Source organism: Pseudarthrobacter sp. LMD1-1-1.1 (genome assembly GCF_040676255.1).
In the GTDB taxonomy this organism is placed as follows: domain Bacteria; phylum Actinomycetota; class Actinomycetes; order Actinomycetales; family Micrococcaceae; genus Arthrobacter.
Map to the genome: position 1 here is coordinate 145,488 of NZ_JBEGHP010000023.1, position 13,488 is coordinate 158,975.

Consider the following 13,488-nt stretch of genomic DNA (forward strand, 5'->3'; position numbering starts at 1 on the left):
CGAGCTTCTTCGAAAGCCAAAGACGTCTTCTCCGGAGGTATGACATGCAGTATCCAGCCACGCACCTTGTGGTCATGGGCGTTGCCGGTTCCGGCAAATCAACCCTGGCCGCGGCACTTTCCCGCCAACTGGGCTGGGCATGCGCCGAAGCGGACGAATTCCACCCCGCCGCAAACATCGCCAAGATGAGCCAGGGCATCCCCCTCCAGGACGAAGACCGCTGGCCGTGGCTGGAGGAGATCCGTGACTGGATGACCGCCCAGGCTGCCGCAGGCAAGAGCACGGTCCTGACCTGCTCCGCGCTCAAGCGGGGATACCGGGACCTGCTGTCCGGCGCCCAGGGCCGCGTGGTCTTCCTCCACCTTGACGGCGGGGCGGACCTGATCAGCCAGCGCATGCAGGGCCGGGAAGGGCACTTCATGCCGCCCACGCTGCTGCCCAGCCAGCTGGCCACCCTGGAGCCTCTCACCCCGGAAGAGATCGCCGCCGGCAGCCTCCGCCTCGACATCTCGCGCTCACCCGAAGAGCTGGTCGCCGCCGTCGTACAGGCCCTCAACCTCCCCACCGGCCAGGCGCCCGGCGCGTCCTGACCCCCCAAATCCCCAACCCTGTTTCAAAGGAGAACCATGACCATCGAAGGATGGACCCAGACGATGGGCGCAGGTCCACTGCTGCTCATCGCCGCGGCGGCAATTCTCGTGCTGCTGTTCCTGATCATCCGGCTGCGGATGCACGCCCTGATCGCCCTGATCCTCATCAGCCTCGCCACGGCCTTCGCCACGGGGATCCCCGCCAACAAGGTGGTTCCCGTCCTGGTGGACGGCTTCGGCACCACCCTGGGAACCGTGGCCCTGCTCGTTGGCCTGGGCGCGATGCTCGGCCGGATCGTGGAAACCAGCGGCGGCGCCAAGGTCCTGGCCGATTACCTGATCGGCATCTTCGGTGAAAAACGCGCCCCGTTCGCACTCGGCCTGGCCTCACTGATCTTCGGCTTCCCCATCTTCTTCGACGCCGGCCTGGTGGTCATGCTGCCCGTGGTCTTCGCCGTCGCCCACCGCCTGGGCGGGGGAGTGCTCCGCTACGGCCTGCCCGCCGCCGGCGCCTTCTCGGTGATGCACATCTTCCTGCCGCCGCACCCGGGCCCGGTCTCCGCCGCCGCCTTCTTCGACGCGAACATCGGCCTGGTGCTCATCGCCGGCCTCATCACCGCCATCCCCACCTGGTACGTCACCGCCTACCTCTACGGCCTGTACACGGGCAAGAAGCTGGTCCTCCCCGTCCCCGAAATCCTGGGCCACGCCAGCGCCGAGGCCGAGGCGCACCCGCCCCGGTTCCGCACCATCATCGGGCTGCTGCTCCTGCCGCTGGTGCTGATCTTCCTCAACACCGGCCTGAACACCCTGGCGTCCTCCGGTGCGCTGGATGACTCCGTCAAGAAGGAACAGTGGTTCCAGGTCCTGCGCACCATCGGTGAAACCCCGGTGGCCCTGCTGATCGCAGTGCTCGCGGCGCTGTTCGTGCTGGGCACCCGCCGGGGCCGCGACGCCGGCGCCCTGGAGAAGCTGCTCGAGTCCTCCCTGGGACCGGTCTGCTCCGTCATCCTGATCACCGGTGCCGGCGGCATGTTCGGCGGCGTCCTGCGCACCTCCGGCATCGGCAAGGCGCTGGCGGACGTGCTGGGCAACGTGGGCATCCCGCTGATCCTGGCCGGGTTCCTGATCTCCGCCATCCTGCGCATTGCCCAGGGCTCAGCCACCGTCGCGCTCACCACCACCGCCGGCCTGATTGCTCCCGCCGTGGCGGGTGGCGGCCTGAACGGCATGCAGATCGCCGCCATGGTCATCGCCGTGGCTGCCGGATCCGTGGTGGTATCCCACGTCAACGACTCAGGGTTCTGGCTGGTGGGCCGCTTCTTCGGTATGGACGTCAAGACCACCCTGAAGACCTGGACCGTCATGGAAACCCTCATCGGCGTGATGGGCTTCGCCGTCGCCGCCGTCATCTTCCTGGTGGCCGGCGCGGTGGGCTGACACCCTCCTGTCCGGGAGCACGGCGGGGCGGCTGGTGGGAACACCGGCCGCCCCGCCGTCGTTATGCCCCTTGGTGTGCCATGCCGGTGCGCCACCCGCCGACCAAAGGACACCCCTTGACGACTCCCCGCACGATCGTGATCACCGGCGCCAGCGACGGCATTGGAGCGGCAGCCGCAAGGACGCTGGCCCAGGCAGGGGACCAGGTGGTCGTCGTCGGCCGTTCCGCCGGCAAGACCCGCGCCCTGGCCGGGGACATCGGCGCCGACCACTACCTGGCCGACTTCGCCGACCTCGCACAGGTCCGTGACCTCGCGGAGAAACTGAAGGCAAACTACCCGCGCATCGATGTCCTGGCCAACAACGCCGGCGGGATCATGGGCAAGCGGACGCTTACCGTGGACGGCAACGAGACGACGTTCCAGGTCAACCACCTGGCACCGTTCCTGCTCACCACCCTCCTGATGGACACGCTCACCGCCAGCGGCGCCAAGGTGATCAACACCTCCAGCGCCGCCAACAACTTCGGCAAGCTGGACCTCTTCGACCTCAACGCCGAGTACGGGTACAGCACCAACCGCGCCTACGGCACGGGCAAGCTCGCCAACATCCTGTTCACCTCCGAGCTGCACCGCCGCTTCCATGACCAGGGGATTACGACGGCGGCATTCCACCCGGGCGTGGTCCGCACCAACTTCGCGGCGGAGTCCGGAAGCCCGTGGCGGCATGCCTACACCACCCTGCTGAACCGCTTCATGCTCAGCCCGGACCAGGGCGCCGACACGATGCTTTGGCTCATCAACGGCACCGCGGGCATGGACTGGATTTCCGGGGCCTACTACGCCAAGCGCGCCCTGGCCAAGGCCAACGCCCAGGCCTACGACGCCGGACTGGCGCGCGGGCTGTGGGAGAAGAGCGAAGAGCTGGTCAAGGCCTTTGCCTGACCGCTGTGTCACTCACAGCCGACACCGTCGTGGTCAGCATCGAGTCCGTAGATGTCGCGGCCGATGACCTGGACGGGGCCACGGACGTAGGCCGGCCCGTTGCCGCTTCCACCTGCGCAGTCAACGTCGGAGGCGATGGGAACGCAGCCTGAGTAGTTCGGGTCGCAGCCGGGGTTCGTTCCCGGCACGGGCTGGGGCGCAGGCGCGGGCGCTGGAGGTGCGGCGGCCCTGGCCGCGGCGTCTGCAGCGGCTTTGGCTGCAGCCGCGTCCTGGGCCGCCTTCGCCTCAGCCGCTTGCCGGGCTGCAGCCTCTGCCGCGGCCTTATCGGCGGCGTCCTTGTCCGCCGCGGCTTTGTCTGCGGCCGCCTTTTCAGCAGCAGCCTTCTCAGCTGCAGCTGCCTGTTCGGCTGCGGCCTTGTCGGCGGCCGCTTTGGTGGCAGCGGCCGCAGCCAGTTTGTCGGAGACGCGCTTGGACACTGCGGCCTCCAGCCACACCAGCCTGCCTGACTCGTCCTTGGTGCACACATAGCTGCTTCCGCCAGAGACCTGCCGGGCGTCGATGGCCGTGCACGGGGTGTCCGCGATGGGCTTCGCGGCAGGCGTGGCCGTGGCGGATTCGGTGGCGGGGCGGGCAGCAACGGACAGCGAGGCCTGCGTGGAGCAGCCGGTCAGCAGGAGGAGCACGGCGGCCGCGGCCCCCGCGCGCAATATCGGTTGCCGGGACCCTCCCGCGGCAGGCGTCCCGTCCCCGCGGTACGCGCGGAAAGGCCAAGAAAAGTGTCGACTGGCAGGCATGGGTCCCCCAATGGCGTGCGCTGGATGCGGATGGCACGGCCAGCGTAGCTTCGCGTACTGGCGGAGAACGGATTAAGCGCAAATCTTGAGCCATTCACGGAAAAAGCGCTGCCCGGCTCGTGCCGGGCAGCGCTCCTGCCGTTCTTGCTGTGCGGAGGGTGGGGTTACTGCCCGGCGGGGTGCCCGTTGTGGGTGATCGAGGCGACGGCTCCGGTCTCTTCGTTGAGCAGGACCTTGTCGTTGCGTTCGTGGTGGAAGTTGAACATTGCCTCCATGGACCCGGCGGCCGCATCGGCGGAGGCGTCGCCGATCTGGCCGGTGTGCCAGTTGTCCTCGATGAACTTCAGGATCGAGGCCTGGTCGGTTTCGGTGTGGTCAACGAAGTTCTTCTTCGCGAAGGGGGAGATGACCACCAGCGGCTGGCGGGGGCCGGGTCCGCAGCGGTCGGCGTAGCCGCCGGCCACGGGGACGCCCTTCGCTGCGGCGTCCTGGCACCATGCGGCGTCGTCGCTGCCGGTGGAGGCGTTCTTGGGCTGCGCGGCGGCGTGGTCGTACCAGCCGTCGGAGTCGTCATAGGCGAGGACGACGGCGGTGTTGTCCCAGTTCTTGGACTGCTGGATCTGGTTGACGGTTTTGGCGATGAAGTTCTGCTCGTCAACCGGATCCGAGTAGGCGGCATGGCCGTCCTGGAACATGCCCGCTTTCAGGAAGGAGACGGCTGGCATGTTATCGCTGTCCACCACCTTGCTGAAGTCCGTCAGGTCGTACTGGTGGTTGGCCTGGCCGTCATGCCCGATTTCCGCGTCCGAGGCCGGGGCCAGGTGGTGCGGGTTGGCGGTGGAGGCGTAGTACTGGAAGGGCTGGTGGTGCGGGGAGTAGTCCACCACGGAGGCGCCGGCGGCGTTCGTGTGGCTGGCAAGGCAGGATGCGGGGGTGCCACCGGCAGCCGCGGTGGTGGGCGCGAAACCGCCCTGGAACCAGCCCCAGGACGTGCCCTGGGCGTTGAGCAGGTCGCCAATGTTCCTGCCGGTCATGCCGGCAAGGTTGTTGGTCTTGGCATGGCTGTTGTTGGAGCAGTCATCGTAGACCGGGTCGGGATCGTTGATCACCGTTCCGACGCCGTTTGCGTCGGGCTGCCGGACCGCGCTGCTTCCGGTGGCCGGCGTGGCGACGGGCTGGCCGGCGGCGGTGTATTCCTTGGCGCCGTGGGTCTGGCCCGAAATCAGGTTCAGCGCGCCGGGGGTGGACGGACCGAAGACGGTGCTGAAGTGGTTGTCGCTCATGGCGTAGTTCTGGGCGTAGTTCCAGATGCCGGTGACGGTGTTGCCGTCGTAGTAGTCCATGGTCAGGCCGGGGCGGCCGTACTGGTTGGTGCCGCAGGCGTCGCGGCTGGTGAACTGGACGAACTTGTCCATGAGGCCGCCGTTGTAGGCGTTCTGCTCGGCCTTGTAGCCGTGGTCCTGGTCGCAGGTGACGGCCTGCATCGGGGAGAGCCGCGCGGGCTGGACGGAGTTGGGGTTGTTCGGCGCCAGCAGGCCGGCGTTGGCCAGGGTATTGATGTCCTTGGGTGTGTCGTCCGCCGCCGTGAAGGAGCCGGCGGGGGAGCCTGAACCCTGAAGCGTCTCACCCGGGGTGTTTGCCGCCTTGGGGTAGGTGGCGAAGTAGTGGTCGAATGACACGTTTTCCTGGAAGAGGACCACGACGTGCTTGATGGGCGTCGCCGTGGCGTCCTGGGTGCCGGCGGCCGTGGCCGGGCCGGCGCTGACGCCGACCAGTCCGGCCGTCGCTGCCCAAGCAGCCAGGACGGCCGCGCCGGTGGCCGCAGCAACTCTGTTTCTGGTGAATCTCGGTGCCGTAAAAGGCATGGGGTATCCAATCGTTCCTGCTCAGGGGCGCACCTGCCGCCGGACGGGGCAGGTGCAGGGAGGGTTCTGCTGCTACTTGGCGGGGGTGACGTCGGCCTCGTAGGTGAGGATCTCGGTGCCGTTGCCTTCGTCGCCGTTGTCGGGGGCCACCGTCATGCTCAGGTGGTTGCCGTCGGCGGTCATTTTGAACGGGTTGCGGGTGGCCACGTGCCCGGCAGTGGACCACTGCTGGAACGGGACCTCGCGTGTCACCTGATGGGACTTCAGGTCGATCATTGCCATGCCGCCCAGTTCATAGGTGGCCGCTGTCCCGCCGGCGGACGGAGTCTGCGGGAGGTTGGTCACTCCGCCGCAGAGCATCTTCGCATTGGGCACGTACTGGCAGTCCTGGTAGTCAATGAAATAGTTCGGGTTCTCCCAGGCGGCGAGTTCCTTGCCCTGCAGGTCCCATTCGGCGAACCGCCGGGAACCCCAGGTGTTGCCCACGAGGTGGCCGGTCTGCTTGTCCAGGACGATGCCGCCAAAGTGGTCTTTGACTTCAAACTGCTTGTGCACGTCCAGGGTCTGTGCGTCCACCTTGTAGATGATGGCGCTGCTGTCCGGCCGGTACTGGGCTACCGGAACCCACACGTTGGTGCCGTCGAAGTCGATGCCGCCCGGGTGGTACATGTCGCCCTCGCCCAGGATGATGTCCTTTTGCAGGTTGCCGGCCTTGTCCATGACGAACAGGTGGCCGATGCCTTTGCCGGGTGTGCGGTCGTAGCCGCCCTGGGGAGTGGGGTACTTGACGGTGGGTTCGAGGATCTGCACGGCCGAGAGGAAGATGTGGTCCTGGCTGTAGGCGATTCCCTCGGTGTGGTACGTGGGGAAGTTCAGCTTCAGCTTGGACGTCTGCTGCCAGGCGGTGTTGCGGGTGACGGAGTCGAACGCGGTGGCCAGGTCGGTGTCCGTTTCATGGTGGGTTCCGGCTGCGGGACTGGTGCCCTGCGCCGGGACGGTGGCCTGTGCTGCGGCGGTTCCGCCGGCCGCGCAGGCGGCAACGATGAGGGAGGCGGCCAGTGTCAGGGCACGCCGGTTGGGTTTGGGGCTCATGGTGGGGGCCTCTTAAGGTTGGGGTCTCAACAGGAGCTCCCAAGTTACTAATGGGTAATGAACCGGGAATGGCGGCCCGGTTAACGACTGCTGGCGCCCCGCTGACCTGTTGGCGCACGGGGCGGGTCCCTAGCGGCTGTTGCGCGCGAGCGCCTCTCCGATGATGCGGGCACCTTCCGGGTAGGCACCGGGGTTCGGTCCTGAGTAGTTGAGGCGGATGAACGCGCCGGCGGGCTCGGCGGGAAACCACCCGGTGCCGGCGGCGATGATCACGCCGGCGTCCCCGCAGTCACGCACCAGCCGTGGAAGGTCTGTGGTGTCCGGCAGCCGCAGCCACAGGTTCAGTCCGCCCCTTGGCAGGTTGTCGAGGTGTGCCTGCGGAACGTGCTCCCGGATGCTGGTGGCCAGCAGGTCCCGGCGGGCCTGCAGTTGCTGGCGGAGGCTGCGCAGGTGGGTCTGCCATCCGGGTTGCGTCACCACGTCCAACGCCGCTGCCTGCAGGAGTCCGCTGACGTACATCGACTCAGCGGCGCGGTGGCCCAGGATGCGTTCCCGCGCCGGCCCGCGCACGATCACGGCGGCAATGCGGATGGCCGTGGACACGCTCTTGGTCAACGACCTGATGTAGACCACATGGCCGGAATCATCCTGCGTGGCCAACGGGACGGGGTTCGAGGTGATGCCGAAATCGTGGGCCCAGTCGTCCTCCACCAGGAAGGCACCACGCCGGCGGGCTATGTCGAGGATCTCGGCGCCCCGGCCCGCCGCCCACTGGGCCCCGGTGGGATTCGCATAGTTGGGCTGCACGTAGAACGCCCGGGCCCCGGTCTCGGCAAAGGCGCGGTCCACGTCGGCGGGGTCCGGGCCTTCGGGCCCTGTGGGCACCGGGACCACCCGCACCCCGGTCTGGGCGGCGGCCAGGATGGCACCCCAATACGACGGCGACTCCATGAGCAGAGGCTGTCCCGCGCCCACCAGCGCCCGGAAGATGGAGCTGAGTCCGCTTTGGCTGCCGGGCAGGACGATGACGTCGTTTGGCGTTGGGGGCGTGATCCCCACGGGGGTTGCCGCGCCCAGTTCCTGGGCGAACCATTGCTGCAGTTCGGGCATGCCGGCGGCGGGCGGCCGGGACAGGGCCGCGTCGCCGCGGGCGGCGCGGGACAGCGCGGAGCGGACCAGCCGTTCCGGCAGCAGCTCGCGGTCCGGGTAGCCGGAGTGGAACCAGATGGCGTCGCCGGGGACGTTGCGCATGGTGTCCGACGACGGCGGCAGCGGAGATGACGGCGAGCGCAGCGCTGCGGTCTGCCAGCCATAGTCCGACGGGCGTGCGGTGCGGACGGCACGGACAAACGTCCCGACGCCGGGCCGGCTTTCGATCAGGCCCTGCGAGGCCAGCGCCTGCAGAGCCTTCTGGACCGTCACGGGGCTCGCCTGGTACTCGGCCACCAGCGAGCGGGTGGACGGCAGTTTGGCTCCGGGCGCCGCTCCCGCAACCCATTGCCGGAGTGCCGCCACGATCCGTGAACTGCTATCGTTGTTCATGAAAGAACATAGTAGCGCTACTGTCCTGGATGGCCCAGTGATACTGTCCCGGCCGTCCACCGGGATCTGGTGGGGCCTGCTGGGCGTTGCGGCCTTCTCCTTCACCGTTCCCTTCACCCGTTTGGCTGTCGCCGGGTTCCCGCCGTTGTTCATCGGTTCCGGCCGGGCCGTGATGGCCGCTGTCCTTGCCGCCGCAGCGCTCGCCATCAACCGCCAGCGGCTGCCGCATCCAGACACCTGGCTGCGGCTGGCGCTAGTGGCCGGTGGCGTCGTCGCAGGCTTTCCGCTGCTGACGTCCTACGCCCTCACCGCCGTGCCGGCCGCCCACGGCGCCGTGGTTATCGCCCTCCTGCCCGCCGCCACGGCCACGGTGGCCGTGCTGCGCACAGGCGAGCGTCCACCGGCCCTCTTCTGGGCCGTGGCGGTGCTTGGCTCGCTGGCAGCCATAACCTTTGCCGTCCTGCAGTCCGGGGGAGCGGGACAGCTGCACTGGGCAGACCTCCTGCTGCTTGGCGCCGTTGCCTGTGCCGCGGTGGGGTATGCGGAGGGTGGCCTGCTGGCCCGCGAACTGGGCTCGTGGCAGACCATCGCCTGGGCGCTGGTCCTCGCCGCGCCGGCCATGCTGGTCCTGGCCGTTGTCTCCGTCCAGGGCCAGCCGCCGTCGGCCACCCCCACCCAGTGGGCCGCGTTCGGTTATCTGGCCGTGGTCAGCATGTTCCTTGGCTTCTTCGCCTGGTACCGCGGGCTGGCCACCGGCCCCATGGCGCAGGTGAGCCAGATCCAGCTGCTGCAGCCGGTGATGAGCATCTGCTGGGCCGCGCTCCTTTTGGGCGAGGCGCTCACCTGGCCCACGGTGGCCGGCGCCCTCGCCGTCATCCTTTGCGCCGCCGCGGCCGTCCGCATCCGGCTCAAACCAACCTCCCAGCCGCACGAAAGGACACTCCCATGTACATTCCCGCCCACTTCGCCGCCCAGCCCGGCGCCATCCGGAACCTCCTTGCACACGCCGGTGCCGCCAATCTCGTCACCATGACAGACGGCGGCCTGCTGGCAACGCTGCTGCCCGTCGCGTTCAATCCGGCGGTGGGGGAGCATGGCGCACTGCAGGCGCACATGGCGCGGAACAACCCGCAATGGTTCAGCACCCCCACCGCGGAGGCGCTCGCCATCATCCAGGGCCCCGATGACTACATCTCGCCGTCGTGGTATCCCGCCAAAGCAGAGCATGGCCGCGTGGTTCCCACCTGGAACTACAGCACCGCACACGTCTACGGCGAGCTGGTGGTCCATGACGACGCCGGCTGGCTGGCACGCCATGTCCGGCACCTGACCGGCCTGCACGAGGGCGGCCGGCCGGATCCGTGGGCCGTGGACGACGCCCCGGAAAAGTTCATCGCCGGGCAGCTGCGCGCGATTGTGGGCGTGGAACTGGTGATCACCAGGATCGAGGCGAAGGAGAAACTCAGCCAGAACCGCTCCGATGCCGACGCCGCAGGGGTGGCGGCGGGACTCCGGGCCATCGGGCGGGAAGCCGGAGCGGCCGCCGTCGAACGCGTCCGCCCCTGACTCCCGGGAAACCGGCGGGCGCTAGGCCGTCCGTTCCAGGAGCACCATCACCTCGTAGTGCGTGGTCTGCGGGAACATGTCCAAAACCCGTGCCCGCCGGGCTGTAAAGGACGGGAGCGCGGCCAGGTCGCGGGCCAGCGACTGGGCGTTGCAGCTGGAGTAGACCACATGCTGGACATCGGATGACTCCAGCCAGCCGCACAGCTCCTTGCCGATGCCGCGCCGCGGCGGGTTCACGATCATCAGCTCCGGCGACTGCTCCGCGGCGAGGGCAAACGCCGTGGCGTCGCCGGCGTGGAATTCCATGCCCGCCAGGCCTGCCTCGTCACTGCTGAGCCGCGCCGAGACGATGGCCTCGCTGCTGGCTTCAATGCCGGTGACCGTGCGGGACGGGGCAGCGCTGTGCAGGGCGAAGCCGCCCACGCCGCAGTACAGGTCCCACACCGAGGCCGGCGCCAGCTCGTTGACCCACTCGCGCCCCTGCCGGTACAGGGCCGCGGCCATGCCGGTGTTGGTCTGGAAGAAGCTCTGCGGCCTCAGGTGCAGGTTGATGTCATTGACCCGCATCTCCAGCGTGGACTGCTCCGTCAGCAGGATCTCGCGGTCGCCTTCGAGGACGGCCTTGTGCTCGGGGAGCAGGTTGACGGAGACCACCTTGACCTGCGGCAGGTCGGCCAGGAGATCGGGGAGGTGCTTCCGGATGCGCGGCAGGGTCTGCTCGGAGCGGAGGACCAGGCGGAGCATGACCTCACCTGCCGGGGATTCGGTGATGATGACGTGCTTGAGTTCGCCGGTCCGGCGCGGAACGTCGTAGGGCGTCAGGCGGAGGCGGCGGATATAGGTGGCCAGCACCGGGAAGACAGCCCGCAGGCCGGGGGAGCAGACGCCGCACTTGCGCAGGTCCACGCCGTGGCCGTCGGCGTCAAGGATTCCGATCGTGGGGTTCTGCGCCGTCCCGCCGATCACCATCTTGGCCTTGTTGCGGAAGCCGGACTCCTGGCTGGCCACGGGCTCCAGCCACTCCAGCGAGGCGTGGTCGGACAGGAGGCCCTGGCAGTGCAGCTGCTTGCCGGCCAGCTGTTCGCTGTACGGCCTGCCCATCTGGGTGCAGGAGCGGCAGGTGCCGGCATCAAAGTAGGAACAGCGCATGACTGGTCAAGTTTACCCGGTCGCCTTCCCGGCCGGGACGGGAAGGTACGACGGCGGCACCCGGCCACGTGCCATCGTCGCACCTTCCAGCACGGCCGCAAACGTAACCCCGTGCAATATGAGCATGCTTCCATGCTTTTGATGCCGCGAAATTCGGCAGCCATGCTACTTTCGGCACTGACACCGTGCATTTATTCGTTTGGAGACCCGTGGAACCCACACCCCCGCTCACCCTCGATCCACGGCCTGCGGCACCGCAGCCCGTGGAGTCCGCCCTCCGCCGTTCCATGGGGCCTCGCCATCTGGTCATGATCGCCATGGGTGGGGTGATCGGCTCCGGCCTCTTCGTCAGCTCGGGCTACACCATCTCCCAGGCCGGCCCGCTTGGCGCCGTCATCGCGTACCTGGTGGGCGCCTTCGTGGTGTACATGGTCATGGCATGCCTGGGCGAACTGGCCATCGCCTATCCCGTATCCGGCGCCTTCCACATCTACGCCGCCCGCTCCATCGGGCCGGCCACGGGGTTCGCCACCGCCTGGCTGTACTGGCTGTGCTGGGCCGTGGCCATCGGCTCCGAGTTCACCGCGTCCGGGCTCCTCATGCAGCGCTGGTTCCCGGACGTTGAGGTGTGGGTCTGGTGCCTGGTCTTTGCCGCCATCCTCTTTGGCTTCAACGCCGTCTCCTCCCGGTTCTTCGGCGAGGCCGAGTTCTGGTTCGCCATCGTGAAGGTGGCCGCCATCATCGGCCTGATCGTCCTGGGCGGGGCGGCGCTGTTCGGCTTCCACCCGCTCAGCAACGGCGGCAACCACCCGCTCCTGCTCCAGAACTTCGCCACGGAATCGGGCCTCTTCCCCAACGGATTCACCGGCATCCTGGTCACGGTGCTGGCCGTCTTCTATGCCTTCTCCGGGTCGGAACTGATCGGCGTCGCCGCCGGTGAGACCAAGGACCCCGCAACCGCCATTCCCAAGGCCATGCGCACCACCGTGATCCGGCTGCTGATCTTCTTCGTGGGCGCTATTACCGTTATCGCCGGCACCATCCCCTACACGGAAGTGGGGCTGGACGAGAGCCCGTTCGTCACTGTCTTCTCCGCCATCGGCGTGCCGTTCGCCGCGGACATCATGAACTTCGTCATCATCACGGCTCTGCTGTCCGCCGGAAACAGCGGCCTCTACTCCTGCGCCCGGATGCTGTATTCGCTCGCCGATGAAGGGCATGCACCCCGCGCCCTGAAGAAGCTGAACCGCCGCGGCATTCCCATGGTGGCCCTCTCCGTGAGCATGGTGGGCGGCCTCGCCTCCCTGCTCAGCAGCGTGGTGGCCCCAGAAACTGTCTACCTGGTCCTCGTCTCGGTGGCAGGCTTCGCCGTGGTGGGTGTGTGGATGTCCATCACCGCCTCGCACTACTTCCACCGCCGCGCCTTCGTCCGCGACGGCGGCGACGTCTCCACCCTTGCCTACCGGGCGCCCCTGTTCCCGCTGGTCCCCATCCTCGCGTTCTCCCTCTGTGTCATCTCCCTGGTCGGCATCGCGCTCGACCCGGCCCAGGCAGCGGCGCTCTACTTCGGCATCCCCTTTGTCGCCGCCTGCTACGCCTACTTCCACTTCCGGCACGGACGCAGCGCCGCGCGGGCCGGCCGGTAGGCAGGGCACGGACGACGACGGCAGCGCCCTGGGTGCAACAAGCAGCGCCCGTGGAACAATGGGGCCGTTGTCGGCAGCCGGGAGGGCAGGAAAGCGTGGAATCAACCGCCGAGGCGTCCTCGATGGCGCAGGGACTGCGGATCCTGCGGCACGTGGTCGAACGGGAAAAGCGGGGGCAGGCGCCGCTGGGTGTTTCGCAGCTCGCCGCGGAGCTTGGCATGGAACAAAGCCGGGTGTCGCGCCTGGCCCAGGAGTTGTGCGGCCTGGAACTGCTGGAGCGCTTTGACCGCGGGCCGTTCCGGACAGGCCCCCGCTTCTTCAGCCTTGCCGCCGCCTTGAACACGGGCTGGGTCCGGGAGGCGAAGCCGCTGCTCGAGGAGCTGGTCGCCGGGCCGGGAGTACGGGCACGGCTTTCGGTCCGCGACGGGTACCGGGTCATCCTGCTCCGCGCCTCGAGCAATGAAGCCGTGCCCGGCAGTTTCGTGGTGCCCGGCATGGTCACGCCCGTCTGGTGCACCGGCGCCGGGAGGGCCCTGCTGTGGGACTTCGACCGGTCCGCCCTGGCCGAACTGCTCGCGGACGTGAATTACATCGGCATCGGCGGACCCGGCGCTGCCCACACTACCGACGGTATCTGGGATCTCATGGAGCGGGACCGCACTGCCGGGTTCATCGCCGCCGAGGAGGAGTTTGAACACGGCGTGGTGGAGCTCGCCGTGCCCGTGCGGGACGCCGGCGGTTCCATCCTGGGGTCGCTCAGCGTGCTGGGCAGCCGCGGAGAGTTCGGAGCTGATTCCGCCGCCGCGGCAGCTGTGCTTTCGGCCGCCGCCACGCGCCTCGGTGCACCCCGGACCTGAGGC

12 protein-coding genes are annotated in these 13,488 nt (G+C 68.3%); 7 read left to right on the forward strand and 5 right to left on the reverse strand.

Annotation, left to right across the window (positions count from 1 at the left end; all coding sequences use genetic code 11):
* Positions 1–44: 44 nt before the first annotated feature.
* The 3 genes from MRBLMD1_RS14305 to MRBLMD1_RS14315 all read left to right on the forward strand — a co-directional run bounded on the left by MRBLMD1_RS14305 (position 45) and on the right by MRBLMD1_RS14315 (position 2,974).
* Entirely contained in the window at positions 45–590 is a 546-nt protein-coding gene (locus MRBLMD1_RS14305) for a gluconokinase (protein ID WP_364400769.1), read from the forward strand.
* A gap of 36 nt (positions 591–626) precedes the next feature.
* Positions 627–2,030: a GntP family permease gene (locus MRBLMD1_RS14310; RefSeq protein ID WP_224025379.1), complete on the forward strand. Its 1,404-nt coding sequence runs from the start codon at positions 627–629 to the stop codon at positions 2,028–2,030.
* Between the two features lie 116 nt (positions 2,031–2,146).
* Positions 2,147–2,974, forward strand: a complete 828-nt coding sequence (locus MRBLMD1_RS14315) for an SDR family NAD(P)-dependent oxidoreductase (RefSeq protein WP_275180465.1) — start codon at positions 2,147–2,149, stop codon at positions 2,972–2,974.
* 8 nt (positions 2,975–2,982) lie between these two features.
* Here the strand turns inward: MRBLMD1_RS14315 and MRBLMD1_RS14320 are convergent, their stop codons facing one another.
* The 4 genes from MRBLMD1_RS14320 to MRBLMD1_RS14335 form a co-directional block, all read right to left on the reverse strand.
* Complete coding sequence (locus MRBLMD1_RS14320) at positions 2,983–3,684, reverse strand: hypothetical protein (protein ID WP_364401444.1); 702 nt, start codon at positions 3,682–3,684, stop codon at positions 2,983–2,985.
* Positions 3,685–3,932: 248 nt separating this feature from the next.
* Entirely contained in the window at positions 3,933–5,633 is a 1,701-nt protein-coding gene (locus MRBLMD1_RS14325) for a phospholipase C (RefSeq protein ID WP_364400773.1), read from the reverse strand.
* Positions 5,634–5,705: 72 nt separating this feature from the next.
* Positions 5,706–6,725 carry a DUF6454 family protein gene (locus tag MRBLMD1_RS14330; protein ID WP_159632619.1) on the reverse strand — a complete coding sequence of 340 codons (1,020 nt, stop codon included), beginning with the start codon at positions 6,723–6,725 and terminating at the stop codon, positions 5,706–5,708.
* Between the two features lie 129 nt (positions 6,726–6,854).
* Positions 6,855–8,267, reverse strand: a complete 1,413-nt coding sequence (locus MRBLMD1_RS14335) for a PLP-dependent aminotransferase family protein (RefSeq protein WP_159632618.1) — start codon at positions 8,265–8,267, stop codon at positions 6,855–6,857.
* Between MRBLMD1_RS14335 and MRBLMD1_RS14340 the strand changes: the two genes are divergently transcribed.
* Together MRBLMD1_RS14340 and MRBLMD1_RS14345 are read left to right on the forward strand one after the other, a co-directional pair.
* Positions 8,266–9,300 (forward strand): DMT family transporter, encoded by a 1,035-nt coding sequence (locus tag MRBLMD1_RS14340; RefSeq protein WP_364400777.1) that lies wholly within the window; start codon positions 8,266–8,268, stop codon positions 9,298–9,300. The two genes, MRBLMD1_RS14335 and MRBLMD1_RS14340, sit on opposite strands and share 2 nt — an antisense overlap.
* Entirely contained in the window at positions 9,213–9,833 is a 621-nt protein-coding gene (locus tag MRBLMD1_RS14345) for an FMN-binding negative transcriptional regulator (RefSeq protein ID WP_364400780.1), read from the forward strand. Before MRBLMD1_RS14340 ends, MRBLMD1_RS14345 begins: the two co-directional genes overlap by 88 nt.
* Positions 9,834–9,854: 21 nt before the next feature.
* On the opposite strand, the gene rlmC is transcribed toward MRBLMD1_RS14345, so the two are convergent.
* On the reverse strand, positions 9,855–10,982 hold the full coding sequence (gene rlmC / locus MRBLMD1_RS14350; protein WP_364400783.1) for a 23S rRNA (uracil(747)-C(5))-methyltransferase RlmC: 1,128 nt from the start codon (positions 10,980–10,982) through the stop codon (positions 9,855–9,857).
* Between the two features lie 209 nt (positions 10,983–11,191).
* Here rlmC and MRBLMD1_RS14355 point away from each other — a divergent pair, with 209 nt between their 5' ends.
* Positions 11,192–12,628, forward strand: coding sequence for an amino acid permease (locus MRBLMD1_RS14355; RefSeq protein ID WP_364400786.1), 1,437 nt, complete (start codon positions 11,192–11,194; stop codon positions 12,626–12,628).
* Between the two features lie 95 nt (positions 12,629–12,723).
* Positions 12,724–13,485: an IclR family transcriptional regulator gene (locus tag MRBLMD1_RS14360; RefSeq protein WP_364400789.1), complete on the forward strand. Its 762-nt coding sequence runs from the start codon at positions 12,724–12,726 to the stop codon at positions 13,483–13,485.
* The last annotated feature ends 3 nt before the right edge of the window (positions 13,486–13,488 follow it).